This is a genomic window from Streptomyces sp. Wb2n-11, from assembly GCF_001049855.1.
Lineage (GTDB): Bacteria > Actinomycetota > Actinomycetes > Streptomycetales > Streptomycetaceae > Streptomyces > Streptomyces altiplanensis.
The window spans coordinates 3,132,660-3,149,468 of record NZ_CVPB01000001.1; the positions used below are offsets into that span (position 1 = coordinate 3,132,660).

The 16,809-nt window shown below is 69.9% G+C and carries 13 protein-coding genes and 2 pseudogenes; 4 read left to right on the top strand and 11 right to left on the bottom strand.

Features of this window, described 5'->3' with window-relative positions; all coding sequences use genetic code 11:
• Positions 1-13 precede the first annotated feature (13 nt).
• Both BN1555_RS40325 and BN1555_RS14160 read right to left on the bottom strand, forming a co-directional pair.
• Positions 14-131: pseudogene (locus BN1555_RS40325) on the bottom strand (VOC family protein); the annotation flags it as partial.
• Between the two features lie 151 nt (positions 132-282).
• Positions 283-1,824, bottom strand: a complete 1,542-nt coding sequence (locus BN1555_RS14160) for an MDR family MFS transporter (RefSeq protein ID WP_093799718.1) — start codon at positions 1,822-1,824, stop codon at positions 283-285.
• A gap of 143 nt (positions 1,825-1,967) precedes the next feature.
• Here BN1555_RS14160 and BN1555_RS14165 point away from each other — a divergent pair, with 143 nt between their 5' ends.
• Complete coding sequence (locus BN1555_RS14165) at positions 1,968-2,540, top strand: TetR/AcrR family transcriptional regulator (protein ID WP_093799719.1); 573 nt, start codon at positions 1,968-1,970, stop codon at positions 2,538-2,540.
• On the opposite strand, the gene BN1555_RS14170 is transcribed toward BN1555_RS14165, so the two are convergent.
• Complete coding sequence (locus BN1555_RS14170; protein WP_255306030.1) at positions 2,530-3,231, bottom strand: M23 family metallopeptidase; 702 nt, start codon at positions 3,229-3,231, stop codon at positions 2,530-2,532. The two genes, BN1555_RS14165 and BN1555_RS14170, sit on opposite strands and share 11 nt — an antisense overlap.
• Before the next feature lie 425 nt (positions 3,232-3,656).
• Here BN1555_RS14170 and BN1555_RS14175 point away from each other — a divergent pair, with 425 nt between their 5' ends.
• Positions 3,657-6,989 carry an NACHT domain-containing protein gene (locus tag BN1555_RS14175; RefSeq protein WP_093799720.1) on the top strand — a complete coding sequence of 1,111 codons (3,333 nt, stop codon included), beginning with the start codon at positions 3,657-3,659 and terminating at the stop codon, positions 6,987-6,989.
• 153 nt (positions 6,990-7,142) lie between these two features.
• Complete coding sequence (dacB, locus tag BN1555_RS14180; protein ID WP_093799721.1) at positions 7,143-8,777, top strand: D-alanyl-D-alanine carboxypeptidase/D-alanyl-D-alanine endopeptidase; 1,635 nt, start codon at positions 7,143-7,145, stop codon at positions 8,775-8,777.
• A gap of 198 nt (positions 8,778-8,975) precedes the next feature.
• Here the strand turns inward: dacB and BN1555_RS14185 are convergent.
• A pseudogene (locus BN1555_RS14185) lies at positions 8,976-11,503 on the bottom strand (ATP-dependent Clp protease ATP-binding subunit).
• A gap of 430 nt (positions 11,504-11,933) precedes the next feature.
• Here BN1555_RS14185 and BN1555_RS14195 point away from each other — a divergent pair.
• Positions 11,934-12,554, top strand: coding sequence for an SCO3374 family protein (locus BN1555_RS14195; RefSeq protein WP_093799722.1), 621 nt, complete (start codon positions 11,934-11,936; stop codon positions 12,552-12,554).
• Here the strand turns inward: BN1555_RS14195 and BN1555_RS14200 are convergent.
• The 7 genes from BN1555_RS14200 to nadC all read right to left on the bottom strand — a co-directional run bounded on the left by BN1555_RS14200 (position 12,533) and on the right by nadC (position 16,807).
• Entirely contained in the window at positions 12,533-12,868 is a 336-nt protein-coding gene (locus tag BN1555_RS14200) for a histone-like nucleoid-structuring protein Lsr2 (protein WP_093799723.1), read from the bottom strand. The two genes, BN1555_RS14195 and BN1555_RS14200, sit on opposite strands and share 22 nt — an antisense overlap.
• A 144-nt stretch (positions 12,869-13,012) precedes the next feature.
• Positions 13,013-13,531, bottom strand: a complete 519-nt coding sequence (locus BN1555_RS14205; protein WP_093799724.1) for an amino-acid N-acetyltransferase — start codon at positions 13,529-13,531, stop codon at positions 13,013-13,015.
• 9 nt (positions 13,532-13,540) lie between these two features.
• On the bottom strand, positions 13,541-13,981 hold the full coding sequence (locus tag BN1555_RS14210; RefSeq protein WP_255306031.1) for a BlaI/MecI/CopY family transcriptional regulator: 441 nt from the start codon (positions 13,979-13,981) through the stop codon (positions 13,541-13,543).
• 109 nt (positions 13,982-14,090) lie between these two features.
• A complete protein-coding gene (locus BN1555_RS14215; protein WP_093799725.1) occupies positions 14,091-14,276 on the bottom strand; it encodes a hypothetical protein in 186 nt (61 codons plus the stop codon).
• A gap of 14 nt (positions 14,277-14,290) precedes the next feature.
• Positions 14,291-14,857, bottom strand: a complete 567-nt coding sequence (locus tag BN1555_RS14220; RefSeq protein WP_093799726.1) for a hypothetical protein — start codon at positions 14,855-14,857, stop codon at positions 14,291-14,293.
• A 138-nt stretch (positions 14,858-14,995) separates the two neighbouring features.
• Complete coding sequence (locus BN1555_RS14225) at positions 14,996-15,802, bottom strand: type III pantothenate kinase (RefSeq protein ID WP_093799727.1); 807 nt, start codon at positions 15,800-15,802, stop codon at positions 14,996-14,998.
• A 3-nt stretch (positions 15,803-15,805) separates the two neighbouring features.
• Positions 15,806-16,807 (bottom strand): carboxylating nicotinate-nucleotide diphosphorylase, encoded by a 1,002-nt coding sequence (gene nadC / locus BN1555_RS14230; RefSeq protein WP_093799728.1) that lies wholly within the window; start codon positions 16,805-16,807, stop codon positions 15,806-15,808.
• Positions 16,808-16,809: the final 2 nt, after the last annotated feature.

Consider the following 16,809-nt stretch of genomic DNA (forward strand, 5'->3'; position numbering starts at 1 on the left):
GGCCCCGGCGGTCCTAGCAGATCCAGTCCTTCTCCATGCCGAGGCCGCCCTGCCGGGCCTGGGTGAGACGAGAACCAGTTCCCGGAGTCGTCCCGGAAGATCGACTCCGTGCCGTACGGGCGCTCCTGCGGCGCGGCGCGGTGCGCGGTGGCCGGGGCCGTGGTGTCCACGTCCTCGATGCTGCCATGCGGCACGGACAGCGGACGGCCCCCGGCGCGAACACCGGGGGCCGTCCCACGTCCCACACGCCCCACAGGACCGCGGGGGAGCTTTTCCCGCCGCTCAGTCGGCCGCCGGCGCCGGCTGCGGACCCGCACCCCGCAGCGGCACCTCCTTCACGAAGAAGGCCGCCGCGAACCCGATCACCGCGACCAGTCCGCCCAGCAGGAACGCCGCCTGCGTCCCGGAGGCCACCGCGAACTGGTACGCCTCCCGCACCTGGTCCGGCAGTTTCGCCAGGCTCGCCGCGTCCAGCTGAGCCGACTGCCGGGTGACGGCCGCCCCGCCCCGCTCGGTCATCGCGTCCTGCACCCGGCTGTTGAAGAGCGCGCCCATGACCGAGACGCCGAAGGAGCTGCCGAGCGTACGGAAGAGGGTCGCCGAGGAGGACGCGACGCCCATGTCCTTCATCTCGACGCTGTTCTGCGCGACGAGCATCGTGATCTGCATCAGGAAGCCCATGCCGGCGCCCAGTACGGCCATGTAGACGCCCGAGGTCAGCCGCGACGTGTCCGTGTCCATCCGGGAGAGCAGCAGCAGTCCGACGACCATCAGCGCGCCGCCCACGATGGGGAAGATCCTGTACTTGCCGGTGCTGGTGGTCATCCGGCCCGCGATCAGCGAGACGACCATCATCGACATCAGCATCGGGAGCAACAGCAGACCGGAGTTGGTCGCCGAGGCGCCCTGGACGGACTGCTGGAACAGCGGCAGGAAGAGCACCGCGCCGAACATCACGAAGCCCGTCAGGAAGCCGATCACCGACATCAGCGTGAAGTTGCGGTTGCGGAAGATGTGCAGCGGCACGATCGGCTCGGCGGCCCTGGACTCGACGAAGAGGAAGCCGACGAGTGCGGCGACACCGAGGGCGATGAGCTCCATGATGACGGCCGAGGACCAGGCGTACTCCGTACCGCCCCAGGTCGTGACCAGCACGATCGCCGTGATGCCGACCGTCAGCAGCCCCGCGCCGAGGTAGTCGATCCGCGCCTGCGACCGCTCCTTCTTCGGCAGGTGCAGTACGGCGGTGACCATCGCCAGCGCGATCGCGCCGAGCGGCAGGTTGATGTAGAAGCTCCAGCGCCAGCCCAGGTGGTCGGTGATGGTGCCGCCGACGAGCGGCCCGCCGATCATGGCGAGCGCCATCACGCCGGCCATCATGCCCTGGTACCTGCCGCGCTCGCGCGGCGGGATCAGGTCGCCGATGATCGCCATGACGCCGACCATCAGACCGCCGGCGCCGAGCCCCTGGACGGCGCGGAAGCCGATCAGCTGGCCCATGTCCTGGGCCATGCCGCTGAGCACGGATCCGAGGAGGAAGACGACGATGGCGGTGAGGAAGACGCCCTTGCGTCCGTACAGGTCGCCGAGCTTGCCCCAGACGGGTGTCGAGGCCGCGGTGGCCAGGGTGTACGCCGTCACCACCCAGGACAGGTGCTCCAGGCCGCCGAGCTCGCCCACGATGGTCGGCATGGCGGTGCCGATGATCATGTTGTCGAGCATGGCCAGCAGCATCGCGATCATCAGCGCGAGCAGCACGACCCGCACACTGCGCGGCTGGGGCTCCGCCTTCACCGGTTTCGTCTGTTCCGCGGTCGCGCTCATGTACCTGCTCCCTGTCCACTGCCCGCATTACCGCCCGCAGTGCCGCCTACCGCCACTTACTTGCCGCCCGGCAAGTTGACTACACTGGGTGAAAGTAGACCTCAACTAGCCGGTCGTCAAGTAAGTTTTCTTGGGAGAGCAGCGTGTCCAGAGGCAACACTCGCCAGCGCATCCAGGACGTCGCCCTGGAGCTCTTCGCCGAGCAGGGGTACGAGAAGACCTCGCTGCGCGAGATCGCCGAGCGGCTCGACGTCACGAAGGCGGCGCTCTACTACCACTTCAAGACCAAGGAAGACATCATCGTCAGCCTCTTCCAGGACCTCACCAGGCCCGTGGACGAGCTGGTCGCCTGGGGGCAGGAGCAGCCGCGCACCCTGGAGACGAAGAAGGAGATCCTGACCCGCTACAGCAAGGCCCTCTCCGCCGCCGCCCCCCTCTTCCGCTTCATGCACGAGAACCAGGCGACGATGCGCGACCTGAGCATCGGCGAGACGTTCAAGGAGCGCATGTTCGTGCTGCTGGAGCTGGTGAAGGACCCGGACGCGGTGCTGACCGACCAGGTCCGCTGCGTCAGCGCGCTCTTCACGATGCACGCGGGGATGTTCACGCTCAGGGACGCCGAAGGCGACCCCGAGGAGAAGCGCAAGGCCGCTCTCGAGGTCGCCATCGATCTGGTGAGCCAGGCACACGGCCAGGCTCCGGGGGTCACACGCTGAGGCCCTCCGAGCGGAGGAACATCACGGGGTTGATCGCCGTGCCGTAGTTCGGCGTCGTACGGATCTCGAAGTGCAGGTGCGGGCCGCTGGAGTTTCCGGTGTTGCCGGAGAGGGCTATGCGCTGACCCGTCTTGACCTGCTGGCCGGGGTACACGTTGATCTTCGACAGGTGCGCGTACTGCGAGTACGTGTTGTTGTCGTGCTTGACCACGATCGCGTTGCCGTACGCCGGCCCGTCACCGGCACCGTTCGGGCCCGCCTTCACGACGGTGCCGCCGTGCACGGCGTCGACGGCGGTGCCGACGGGCACCGCGAAGTCCTGCCCGGAGTGCTTGCTGGCCCACATGCTGCCGCCCTTGCCGTACGTGGCGCTGAGCGTGTAGTGCTGGACCGGCTTCATCCAGGAGGCCGCCTTCTCGGCCGCCGCCTTCTTCTTCGCCGCCGCCTGGGCGGCCTTCTTCACAGCCGCCGCCTTCTTCGCGTCGGCGGCGGCCTTCTTCGCACCGGCTGCCGCCTTGGCCTGAACCTCGGCCTGCTTCTCGACGGCAGTGGCAGCGGTCCCCTCGACGGCGAACGCCACGCCCGCCGTGCCGAGCATCATCGACGCGCCGAGCCCGGCGGCCACGACGGCGTTACGACGGGTACGGACGGACGAGGAGCGGGCTCGGGAGAACATGTCGAACTTCGGCATACGGGAGGGACCTCCGGGAGTGAGTGAACCCGGCAGTCCGCCGGGCTGGCTTCACATTGGTAACCCGCGCCCCCGCCACACCCAAAACGGCCTATCTACTACTAATGACCGTATTACCGTTATCAACTATTCGACTCTTGACGACATCTCCATCACCCTCCCGAAGCTTGGGAATAAACCTGCTTAGGGTGGTTTAAAGGCACGCCAGACCGGCGCAAACCGGCCGCCGACCTAGGTTTTCACCCCTCCTCCCGCGTGGACCGAAGGTCCTGCCGCCCACCACCCGAAAGTCCTCCGCCCGGCACGCGGCGGGCCCACTACCGCGCCTCGTAGGCCCTGAAACCGCTGTGCGCCTTGTCACCGCGAGGCCCCCCGATACGCTGATCCAACAGCGCACAGCACAGACCTCGGGGGAGGGACCGCGCGTGGATCCCGCAGTCATCGGCGCCCGTCTCGCATCGAGCGTCGCCGGGCCACTGGTGAAGAAGCTGTTCGTGGCACAGCCCTCCGGCGCCGGCCTGGTCGACCGACCGGTCCGCCTGGCCGGTTACGTCTCCTTCCGGGGCGAGAAGCGCACCCTCGCCCACTGCGACCTGCGCAGACTGGCCGCCGAGCTGGTCAAGCAGGCGCTGCGCGCGGCCGGTCCCGGCGAGCGCCCACTGCCCGCCGGCGAGGACCAGGCGGTCGTGGACGCCCTGACCACGACGTTGTACGCCCTGGGGGACCTCACCCTCACGGACGTCGAGGCCGTCGGCCTGGGCCACACCGCCCTGGCCACGGAACTGCGCCGCGCGAGCGACAGCCCCGAGCGCCACCTGTCGGCCGACGCGACGTACTTCTACGAGCGCCTCCTGACCGCCACCTGCCTGCACATCGTCCACTTCTTCACCCAGCGCTCGACCTTCGTCGCGGCGACCCTCGTCGCGCAGAGCCGCCGCCAGGGCGAACTGATCGCCAAGGTCGACGCCCTCATCGCCCGCAGTCCGCTGCCGGGGGCCGAGGACGTGGCCTTCGAGGGGCGTTACCTGGCGCACATGACGAAGAAGCACGGCAAACTGACGATCTTCGGCATCGACCTGAGCAACTCACCGGGGAAGTGGCCGCTGGACGCGGCGTACCTGAGCCTCGAGGCGGCGGCCACCGCGCCCGCCGAGGACGATCTGGCCCAGGTCTTCCGGGAGTCGCGCGACAAGTACGGGGACCACCACCGGCTCCTGGCGGGCCGGATCGACTGGAAGACGGCCCCGGCCCCCGGGCCCGGCGACACCGAGGCGCTCCCGCGCGCGTTCCCCGGAACCCGCCCCGCCGACCAGGTCCTCGCCGACCACGAACGCGTCCTGCTGCGCGGCGAGGCGGGCTCCGGCAAGACCACGCTCGTCCAGTGGCTCGCGGTCTCCGCCGCCCGCCGGGACGGCGCCGACCGGGACGGCACCGGCCGGATGGCGTACCTCCACGACCGGATCCCCTTCGTCCTCCCCCTGCGCACCCTGACCCGCCACGGCGAGCGCCTCCCCGCCCCCAAGGACTTCCTGACCGCAGTGGGCTCCCCGCTCGCCGGGGAACAGGCCCCCGGCTGGGAGTCGCGCGTCCTGACGGCGGGCCGCGCCCTCGTCCTGGTCGACGGCATCGACGAGATCCCGGACGCCGAACGCTCCCGCACCCACGCCTGGCTGAGCGACCTGATCGACACGTACCCGGGGAACCGCTGGCTGGTGACCTCCCGCCCCTCGGCCGTACGGGAGGACTGGCTGGCGGGCGAGGGCTTCACCGAGCTGACGCTCTCCTCGATGAGCCCGGCGGACGTGGCGGCGTTCATCCAGCGCTGGCACGCGGCGGCCCGTACCGGTTCGGACGACGAGGACGCGTCCTCGATGCCGTACGAACGCCAGCTCCTCGCAGCGGTACGCGCCAAGCCCGACCTGAACCGTCTCGCCACCAACCCCCTGATGTGCGCCCTGATATGCGCCCTGCACCGGGACCGCCGCGGCTTCCTTCCCCTCGGCCGCAAGGACCTCTACACGGCGGCACTCTCGATGCTGCTGGTCCGCCGCGACCGCGAGCGCGACATGGGCGGCGTACCCGAACTGCGCGAAGAACCGCAGGTCCAGCTCCTCCAGCGCCTCGCGTACTGGCTGATCCGCAACGGCCGCACCGAGATGGACCGTTCGCGCGCCGAGAGCATCATCGCCGACACCCTGCCCGCCGTCCCGGAGGTGGCCGCGCTCGGTGACGCGAAGGCGGTCTTCGACCACTTCCTGCACCGCAGCGGTCTGCTCCGCCAACCGGGCCCGGTCACGGTCGAGTTCATCCACCGCACCTTCCAGGACTTCCTCGGCGCATGGGCCGCCGTCGACGAGGGCGACTTCGGCGTCCTGACCGGCCACGCGGCCGACGACCAGTGGGAGGACGTCATCCGCATGGCGGTCGCCCACGCACGCCCGCGCGAACGCGCGGAGTTCTTCACCGGCCTGCTCGCGCACGGCGACGCCCACGCGGACCCGGCCGCGCGGACCCGCGTCCACCTGCTCGCGGCGGCCTGCCTGGAGGAAGCCGCCGAACTGTCCCCGGCCGTACGCCAGGAGACCGAGCGCCGCGCGGCGGTCCTGATCCCGCCGGCGGACACCCGGGCGGCCCGCGAACTCGCGGCGGCCGGCCCGATGATCCTGGACCTGCTGCCGGATCCGGAGGATCTGGACGAACGCACCGCCGTGCTGGTGGTCGTCGCCGCGTCCCACGTGCCGTCGGACCGTGCGATCGCGTACCTCGCCCGGTTCTCCGGGCACGAAGGCCGGCGTGTCCGCGCTCAACTCATCTGGTCCTGGGCCCGGTTCGACACCGGCCCGTACGCCGAAGAGGTCATCGCCCGGATCGACCCCGCCGGCCTGTACTTCACCGCCACGGCGGACGGCCACCTCGCGGCCCTGGGCGCGCTCGGCACCCGGCCGATGCTCGACGCGAGAGGCGACCTCTCCGCACACGCCCTGCGGACGTACACGGCCGAGGCGTCGCTCACCCATGCCCGTATCCGCGAGAATCCGTCCCTGCGGGATGTGTCCTTCCTCCGGGGCCAGGACGGGCTCTCGGAGCTGTTCGTCTCCGAGTGCCCCCGGCTGACGGATCTCGCGGGGCTCGAAGGACTGCCCCTGCGGGCGCTCACCCTGGACCTGGCCGACGATGCCGCTCCCGGCCCGCTGTCGTCCCTGGAACGCCTGGAGTCCCTCACCCTCAGGGGGAGCGGGGCCCGCTGGTCCCTGCGGGACCTGCCCGTGTCGGCGCCCCTCGCCTTCCTCAACCTGGAGAAGGCAGCCGGACCGGCCGGCGGCCTGCGCGGACTCCGGAAGTACGGCGAGACCTTGACCGCCCTCCACCTGGGATCGCGGAGCGCGCCGCAGGACCCGGAGGAGTGGGAGGAGATCAGCCGGCTGCCCGGACTGTCCACCCTCGCGGTGACCGGCGACTTCGTCGCCCGGGCCCCCCGCTCCCTGGCCGTCCCGTCCGTCACGAAATTCTGGTTCCGCGACGAAACTCCGGAACCCTCGCTCGCCAGAGTCCCGGAACTGTTCCCCCGCTTCGAAGAACTGACGCTCCAAGGCTCCGCCCCGGAGCCCTTCGACGTCACGCCCCTGGCGTCACTGCCCGGGCTCCGCGTCCTCGACTTCTCCCGTCGCACCCGCACCGTGTACGGCCTGGACCGCCTCCCCGGGCACATCGAGGTGTACGGATACGACCACCGGCGCCCCACGGCCGGTCCGAGCTGAAACCCCGCCCCCTCCCCTCCCCCGGCCTCTTGCCCGTCGAGGCGCGACGCGCACACTCCGCACACCCCGCACGCCACCGGGACGGAGGCGGCCGGGACGAACGCGGCCGGGCGTCCTTCCCGGAACCACCCCCGTCCGGGATGCTCCTGTGCCATGAGTAGACCCGTGATCCGCGCCAAGCGCCGCACGCTCCCTACGCACCCCACCCGCACCCGCGCCCGCCGCACCCACCCCTGGATCTGGCCCGTCGCCGTCGGTCTCGCCTGCACGCTCACCTGGAGCTCGCCCGCCGGAGCCGGCCCCTCCGACACCGGTCTCAAGGGCGCCATCGACACGATCCTCACCGACGCCCGCCTCGACGGCGGCGCCGCGAGCGTCGTGATCGCCGACGCCACCACCGGCGAGACGCTCTACCGGCGCGACGGCGCCGACCGCCTCATGCCCGCCTCCAACACCAAGCTGCCCACCTCCGTCGCGGCCATGGCCCTCCTCGGCCCCGACTACCGCTACCGTACGGACGCCCTCTCCACCGGCAGCCGCCACGGCTCCGTGCTCCGCGGCGACCTCTACCTGCGCGGCACCGGCGACCCCACCACCCTCGCCGAGGACTACGACGAACTCGCCGCCCAGGTGGCGGAATCCGGCATCAAGCGGATCACCGGCCGCCTGATCGCCGACGACACCCGCTTCGACACCCAGCGCCTCGGCCGCTCGTGGGCCGCCGACGACGAGTCGTCGTACTACTCCGCCCAGATCTCGGCGCTCACCGTCGCCCCGGACACCGACTACGACTCCGGCACGGTCGTCGTCGAGGCCGCCCCGGGCACCGAGCCGGGCGCCGCGCCCCGCTTCACCCTCACCCCGCCCACCGGCTACGTGGCCGTCGACGCCCGTGCCGCCAGGACCGTCCCCGCCGGTCAGCCGGACACCCTCACCGTCGAACGCCAACACGGCTCGAACACCATCAGCATCACCGGCAACATCCCTGTCGGCGCGAACCCCACCAAGGAGTGGGTCACCGTCTGGGAGCCGACCGGCTACGCCGCCGCCGTCTTCGCCGACGCGCTGACCGCCCACGGCGTACGCGTCACAGGCCCCACCCGCCTCGGCCGCCCCACCCCCGAGGACGCCAAGCCCCTCGCCACCCACACGTCCATGCCCCTCAAGGAGCTGATGCACCCCTTCATGAAGCTGTCGAACAACATGCACGCCGAGGCCCTCACCAAGACCATCGGCCACGAGACGGCCGGCAAGGGCACCTGGAACGCCGGCCTCGCCGCCATCTCCGCCCACCTCGCCACAGAGGGAGTGGACACGGCCACCCTCCGCCAGGTCGACGGCTCCGGCCTCTCCCGGATGAACAACATCCCGGCCGCCCAGCTCGCCAAGCTCCTCCTCGCCGTACGCACGGCGCCCTGGTACGCCGACTGGTACGCGTCCCTCCCCGTCGCCTGCGCCCCGGACCGCGCCGTCGGCGGCACCCTCCGCTCCCGCATGTGCAAGACCCCGGCCGCCCTGAACGCCCGGGCCAAGACCGGCTCCCTGACCGGCGCCTCCGCCCTCTCCGGGTACGTCACGGACGCGGGCGGCCGCGAGCTGGTCTACAGCATCGTCCTCAACAACTACCTGGCCTCCTCGGTCAAGAGCATCGAGGACGCGATCGTGACCACCCTCGCCTCCTCGACCGGGACCACCACCACCCCGGTACGTCCGCCCGCCCCCCGGGCCGCCGCCCCCGCCACCGACACCACCCTCGAATGCTCCTGGCGCAAGCCGGCTCCCTGCTGAGACGGCATCAGCCCCTGTCAGCACCTGCTCCATGGCGCCGCCGGCGGCCGAGGCCCCGCCGCCGGCCGGGGAAGACCCCGCACGCGCGTCGTCCGGGGCGCCGTCGGCGGCAGTTCCAGCGGCAGCGGGCACGGGTAAAGGGGCGGCCCCGGAACCACGAGGGTTCCGGGGCCGCCCCTTCAGGCCGTCAGGGCGCCGTTACGCGTCCTTCGACATGTTCGGGCCGCTGCTGCCGCCCGTCGCCTGCTCGATCGGGGGGACGTCGGGCAGGGCCGACTTCTCCTCGCCGCGGAAGGTGAACTTCTTCGCCTCACCCTCGCCCTCGACGTCGACGACCACGATGTGGCCGGAACGCAGCTCGCCGAAGAGGATCTTCTCGGACAGGACGTCCTCGATCTCCCGCTGGATCGTCCGGCGCAGCGGCCGGGCGCCCATGACCGGGTCGTAACCCTTCTTCGCGAGCAGCGACTTGGCTTCCGAGCTGAGCTCGATGCCCATGTCGCGGTCCTTCAGGCGCTCGTCCACCTTGGCGAGCATGAGGTCGACGATCTGGATGATGTCTTCCTCGGTGAGCTGGTGGAAGACGACCGTGTCGTCGACACGGTTGAGGAACTCGGGGCGGAAGTGCTGCTTGAGCTCTTCGTTGACCTTGTTCTTCATCCGCTCGTAACCGGTCTTGACGTCGCCCTGGGCCGCGAAGCCCAGGTTGAAGCCCTTGGAGATGTCCCGGGTCCCGAGGTTGGTCGTCATGATGATGACCGTGTTCTTGAAGTCCACGACCCGGCCCTGGGAGTCGGTCAGGCGACCGTCTTCCAGAATCTGGAGCAGGGAATTGAAGATATCGGGGTGGGCCTTCTCGACCTCGTCGAAGAGAACGACGGAGAACGGCTTGCGGCGCACCTTCTCGGTGAGCTGTCCGCCCTCTTCGTATCCCACGTAACCGGGGGAGAACCGAAGAGGCGGGAAACCGTGTGCTTCTCGCTGAACTCCGACATGTCGAGGGAGATCAGCGCGTCCTCGTCGCCGAAGAGGAATTCGGCGAGCGTCTTGGAAAGCTCGGTCTTACCGACACCGGACGGGCCGGCGAAGATGAACGAGCCACCGGGGCGCTTCGGGTCCTTCAGACCGGCTCGCGTACGGCGGATCGCCTGCGAGAGGGCCCTGATGGCGTCCTTCTGGCCGATGACGCGCTTGTGGAGCTCGTCCTCCATGCGCAGCAGGCGGGAGGACTCCTCCTCGGTGAGCTTGAAGACCGGGATGCCCGTGGCCGTGGCCAGGACCTCCGCGATCAGTTCCTCGTCCACCTCGGCGACGACGTCCATGTCGCCGGCCTTCCACTCCTTCTCGCGCTTGGTCTTGGCCGCGAGGAGCTGCTTCTCCTTGTCGCGAAGAGAGGCCGCCTTCTCGAAGTCCTGCGAGTCGATCGCGGACTCCTTGTCCCTGCGGACACCGGCGATCTTCTCGTCGAACTCACGGAGGTCCGGCGGTGCGGTCATCCGGCGGATGCGCATCCGGGAACCGGCCTCGTCGATCAGGTCGATCGCCTTGTCCGGCAGGAAGCGGTCCGAGATGTAGCGGTCGGCCAGGGTGGCCGCCGCGACCAGCGCCGAGTCCGTGATGGAGACGCGGTGGTGCGCCTCGTAGCGGTCGCGCAGGCCCTTGAGGATCTCGATCGTGTGGGGGAGGGAAGGCTCCGCCACCTGGATCGGCTGGAAGCGGCGCTCCAGCGCGGCGTCCTTCTCGAGGTGCTTGCGGTATTCGTCGAGCGTCGTCGCACCGATGGTCTGGAGCTCACCACGGGCGAGCATCGGCTTCAGGATCGAAGCCGCATCGATCGCGCCCTCGGCGGCGCCCGCACCCACCAGGGTGTGGAGCTCGTCGATGAACAGGATGATGTCGCCGCGGGTGCGGATCTCCTTCAGGACCTTCTTCAGACGCTCCTCGAAGTCACCGCGGTAGCGGGAACCGGCGACGAGCGCGCCGAGGTCGAGGGTGTAGAGGTGCTTGTCCTTGAGGGTCTCGGGCACCTCGCCCTTGACGATCGCCTGCGCCAGGCCCTCGACGACCGCCGTCTTTCCGACGCCGGGCTCGCCGATGAGGACCGGGTTGTTCTTGGTGCGGCGGGACAGCACCTGCATGACCCGCTCGATCTCCTTCTCGCGCCCGATGACCGGGTCGAGCTTGGATTCGCGAGCGGCCTGCGTCAGGTTGCGGCCGAACTGGTCCAGGACGAGGGAGGTCGAGGGCGTGCCCTCGGCCGGGCCGCCGGCGGCGGCGGTCTCCTTGCCCTGGTAGCCGGAGAGCAGCTGGATGACCTGCTGCCGCACCCGGTTCAGATCGGCGCCCAGCTTCACGAGGACCTGGGCGGCGACACCCTCGCCCTCGCGGATCAGGCCGAGCAGGATGTGCTCCGTACCGATGTAGTTGTGGCCGAGCTGAAGGGCCTCGCGGAGCGACAGCTCCAGGACCTTCTTTGCACGGGGGGTGAAGGGGATGTGACCGGACGGGGCCTGCTGGCCCTGACCGATGATCTCCTCCACCTGCTGGCGGACCGCCTCGAGCGAAATCCCGAGGCTCTCCAGGGCCTTAGCGGCGACACCCTCACCCTCGTGGATAAGGCCCAGGAGGATGTGCTCGGTGCCGATGTAGTTGTGGTTGAGCATCCGGGCTTCTTCCTGAGCCAGGACGACAACCCGCCGCGCGCGGTCGGTGAACCTCTCGAACATCGTTAATCGCTCCTCAGAGCGGTCAGGCAGTTAGGGGTCGGTCCCCTCCCTGTCCTTCCGCATGCTAGTCCCGCTGGGCAGGACAGCTCATTCCAACTGCCGACACCCGTCCTTGGCCTCCTGCCCCGAACAGCCGACAACTGCTCCAACCTGATGGTGCGAGACGATGTTCCCGCAGGCCAAGCAGATACCCGTTCATCCACTACGCCGATGGCGAACGTGAGACGCTCCGGCCAGCGTGTCGCCCCTTCCCACTAGGGATGTCTTACCCGCAAGCACTGACACTCCATGCGGCGCGCGCTGGTTCCCTCAGCTATGGGCGAACATCTTTGCGCCACCGAATGCCTCCGCACGCCCCCGCGAAGGCAACGCATCGCACCCGGGCGGAGACGCAGCGTAACCGCGGAGCGCTTCGGCAGTTGGTCCGGACATGACGCCCACGGTTCCGCCGCCGCGCACACCGCCGCCTCTGCCGCCCGAGGACGGCGTCGCTCAGTGGTACGAGCACGAACTCGGCTGGGCCACCGCACCGGCCGCAGCGGAGGGCCTGCCGGTCCGGCTGCTGACGGGGCTCCGCTTCGACGTACTGGAGCTGCCCGAGGACGCGGGTCTCGCCGTACTGCGGCGTCACGCGGGGCTCACGGCTCCCGTCGCGCTCAGGGGGCGGCGGATGCGGCTGCTGGTGGCCGCGGGGAGCGCCGAGGAACTGCCCGGGCTGCTCGACTGGCTGGAGTGGGGCGACGTCGCCCTGGATCTGCGCGCGATCGGCGCGGGCGGGCGGATGACCGCGCCCTCGCCGCCGGGGCGGACCGGCCGGCAGGGCGGCGGATCACCGGGCGACGGGTCGCAGGGGGCCGCCGTCTGGCTGCGGCCCCCCGAGCCGCGGCACGAGGTGGAACCGACGCTGCCGGCCTTCGCCGGGCTCGGATGCCGTGGGGAAACACCCGATCTCGTACGACTCGTGAGCACGGCGGCGACGGAATGCCACCGGGCCCAGTTGTTGCGTGCGAATTCCGCTCACGCGAATGCTCAGCCGTTGGCCTTCTCGTAGGCCTCACGGATGTCGGCCGGGACGCGGCCGCGGTCATTCACGTTGTAACCGTTGGCCTTGGCCCACTTACGGATCTCGGCGGTGTTCTGGTTGCCGCCCGTGGTCGCGCGCGTCTTGCCACGGCCCGAAGCCGCACGGCCACCGGTGCGCCGGCCGCTCTTGGTGTACGGGTCGAGCAAGCTACGGAGCTTGTCCGCGTTCGCGGTGGTGAGGTCGATCTCGTAGGTCTTGCCGTCCAGAGCGAACGTCACGGTCTCGTCCGCCTCGACGCCGTCGAGGTCATCGACAAGAAGGACCTGAACCTTCTGTGCCACCGGATTTCCTTTCATCGAAAATGCAGTACGCGGAAAGGAAACCGCTTTTCCCTGGAAAACACAAACCCCCGGAGGAGGTTCAGTACCTCAAGAAGACGGGAAACGTGCGCGTTTCGGACATAGGGATCTGACCGCTTCTGCCGATCACAGGTGCAGAAGCATCCGGCTGTTGCCCAAGGTGTTCGGCTTCACTCGTTCGAGACCGAGGAACTCTGCTACACCCTCGTCATAGGAACGCAGCAGCTCGCTGTAGACATCTCCGTCGACCGGCGCCTCTCCGATCTCCACGAAGCCGTGCTTGATGAAGAACTCGACTTCGAAGGTGAGACAGAAAACCTTGCGCACACCGAGCCAGCGGGCGGTCTGGAGCAGCTTGTCCAGCACGTGATGTCCGACTCCGGCGCCCTTGAAGGACGGGTCCACGGCGAGAGTGCGGACTTCGGCGAGGTCTTCCCACATCACGTGCAGCGCACCGCAGCCGACCACGGCCCCGTCCTCGTCGCGTTCGGCGACCCAGAACTCCTGGATGTCCTCGTAAAGGGTCACGTTCGCTTTGTCGAGCAGGATCCGCTTCTGCGCGTACGTGTCCACGAGGCGGCGTACGGACGGCACATCACTGGTCCTCGCCCGCCGGACGGTGATGGCTTTTAGCTCTGAAGACATACCTGGACGCTATCGCCCCGGGCCGCCGGGGCTCTCGTCACCCTCTGCCGGTTCGGTTGCCGTATCAGTTGCGGGATCGGTTGCGGGATCGTCGCGCTGAACGACGCGCATCGCGTCCTGAAGGGCTTCGCGCTGCTCCGCCGACATCATGCCGAAGAACGCGACAAGAGCCGCCGCGGGGTTGTCACTCGTCGACCAGGCTTCGTTCATCAGTGCGGCCGAGTAGGCGGCCCGGGTGGACACGGCCGTATATCGATAGGCGCGGCCGTCGACTTCCCTGCGCACCCAGCCCTTCTGATGGAGATTGTCCATTACGGTCATGACCGTGGTGTAGGCGATGGACCGTTCCTTCTGAAGGTCCTCGAGGACTTCCCGGACGGTGACCGGCCGGTTCCACTGCCACACGCGCGTCATGACGGCGTCTTCCAGCTCTCCCAATTGGCGAGGCACAGCGCCACCATAGTAGGAAATATCGGTAATGGCAGGTTATTTGCTCAGCGAAAAGGGCGTACGGCTCGAAACGAGTCGTACGCCCTGGTGAAGTGCGGGGCGGGCGGAGTCAGGCGCCGCCGGTCTTGGGGGTTCCCGCCTGCCGGGCGGACTCGGCACGGGCGAGGGTGGCGTCCACGGCCGCGTCTTCCTTGGCCTTGTTGGAGCCGCCCTGCGTCTTGACGATCGTCGTGACCAGGGCGATGAAGAACGCGGCCATCACCACGGGGGGCAGGAGCGCGGAAACGTAGTCCATGCCGTCCAGGGTAGCTACCCCGCCACCCTTCGTTCCCGCGGGGGCGCGGGGCGCCTGCGGGGCGGGAACACCTCGGAAGGCTTCGGCATCGGACGCTGCGCGGGCTCGCGTCCCGGCGACGGACCCCTGGGCTTCGACGGTTCGTCGTCGGCCGTGGCGCGGCCGCCGGCGATGGCCAGCAGCCGGGCGCGCGGGAGGGGCGCGTCGCTGCGGCCGGCCAGGCGGGCCCGTACGGACTCTTCCACGATGGCCCGGCAGCGGTCGTGGAGCAGCTCGCCGGCCGGCATGCCGCGCAGGGTGCGCAGCGCCACGAGGTCGTCGGGGGTCGGCTGGTAGCCGGTGGCCAGGGCGTCCTGGAGCAGCCCCAGGTAGCCGCCGGCGGCCGCGGGGAGCGCGTCCCGGTATCGGGCGAGGTCGGCGAGGAGGAACGCGCGCAGCCGGCCCGCCTCGCGGACCGCCTCGTCCAGGGTGCCGGCGAGGCGCAGGCAGTCCTGGACGTCTTCGTCGGACAGTGACGCGGGATGGAGGGCGATGGCGAGGGCGCGTCGGAGCACACGCAGCTCGTCCGCGCCGAACGCCATGCCGCCACGGGAACCGTATGGCGTGGGCATGTAGTGACAATACGCACTAAACAGACACAATCTGCTTAATGCATGTATGACGGCGCGCCGGACGGCCCTCCCGCGGTCACGACCGCCCGGCGTCACATCCGCCCGGCGTCACATCCGGGCGACGTTGCGCTCGTACACCAGGCGCAGGCCGATCAGGGTCAGCCACGGTTCGTGCTCGTCGATCTCCGAGGACTCGCCGAGCACCATCGGGGCCAGGCCGCCCGTCGCGATGACGGTCACGTCGTCCGGGTCGCCGTCGGGGCCCACGAGCTCGCGAGCCATGCGCTGCGTGACGCCGTCGACCTGGCCCGCGAAGCCGTACACGATGCCCGACTGCATGGCCTCGACGGTGTTCTTGCCGATCACGCTGCGGGGGCGGGCCAGCTCGATCTTGCGCAGCTGGGCCCCCTTGACGCCGAGCGCCTCGACCGAGATCTCGATGCCCGGGGCGATGACGCCACCCGTGTACTCGCCGCGCGCCGACACCGCGTCGAACGTCGTCGCCGTACCGAAGTCCACGACGATCGCCGGACCGCCGTAGAGCTCGACCGCCGCGACCGCGTTGATGACGCGGTCCGCGCCGACCTCCTTCGGGTTGTCCATCAGGATCGGCACGCCCGTCTTGATGCCCGGCTCGACGAGCACGGCCGGGACGTCGCCGTAGTAGCGGCGGGTCACCTCGCGCAGTTCGTGCAGGACGGACGGGACGGTGGAGCAGATCGCGATGCCCTCGATGCCGTCGCCCAGTTCGTCGCCGAGGAGCGGGTGCATGCCCATCAGGCCCTGGAGGAGCACGGCGAGCTCGTCGGCCGTGCGGCGGGCGTCGGTGGAGATGCGCCAGTGCTCGACGATCTCCTCCCCGTCGAACAGGCCGAGGACGGTGTGCGTGTTGCCGACGTCGATGGTGAGCAGCATGGGTTACTCCGCCTCGCGCAGGTCGAGGCCGATGTCGAGGATCGGGGAGGAGTGCGTGAGCGCCCCGACGGCGAGGTAGTCGACGCCCGTGTCCGCGTACGCGCGGGCGTTCTCCAGGGTGAGGCGGCCGGAGGATTCGAGGGTCGCGCGGCCGTTCACGAGAGCGACCGCCTCGGCGGTCCGCTCCGGGGTGAAGTTGTCCAGGAGGATCAGGTCGGCGCCCGCCTCCAGCACCTCGGCGACCTGGGCGAGCGTGTCGGCCTCGACCTCGACGGGAACCTCGGGGAACGCCTTGCGCACGAGCGTGAACGCCTCGGCCACACCGCCCGCCGCGACCACGTGGTTGTCCTTGACGAGCGCCGCGTCCGAGAGGGACATGCGGTGGTTGACGCCGCCGCCGCAGCGGACCGCGAACTTCTCCAGGGCGCGCAGGCCGGGCGTCGTCTTGCGGGTGTCGCGGACCTTGGCGCCCGTGCCCTCCAGAGCGTCCGCCCACGCGCGCGTGGCGGTCGCGATGCCCGACAGGCGGCACAGCAGGTTGAGCGCGCTGCGCTCGCCGGTGAGCAGGTCGCGGGTGCGGGTGGTGACGCTGATCAGCTTCTGCCCGGCCTCGACGCGGTCGCCGTCCTCGACGTGCCGCTCGACCTCGAACTCGTCCGTGCAGACGATGGACAGGACCGCTTCGGCGACGCGCAGGCCCGCGACGGTGCCGGCCTCGCGGGCCGTGAAGTCGCCGGTCGCGACGGCGTCCTCGGGGACGGTCGCGACGGTGGTGACGTCGGGGCCGTGGGCGAGGTCCTCGGCCAGGGCGACGTTCGCGACGTCCTCGACCTCGACGGGGTCGAGGCCCGCCGCGACGAGGAGCTGGACGAGGTCGGGGTCGAGGCCGCACTCGGCGGTGTCGAGTTCGTACGTCGCCTCCGTCCCGTCGCCTTCGCAGCCGCAGGAGTCGCCGCATCCGCCGGACGCGGTCGGCAGGAGCTGGGGGTTGTCGGGCGTACTCACGG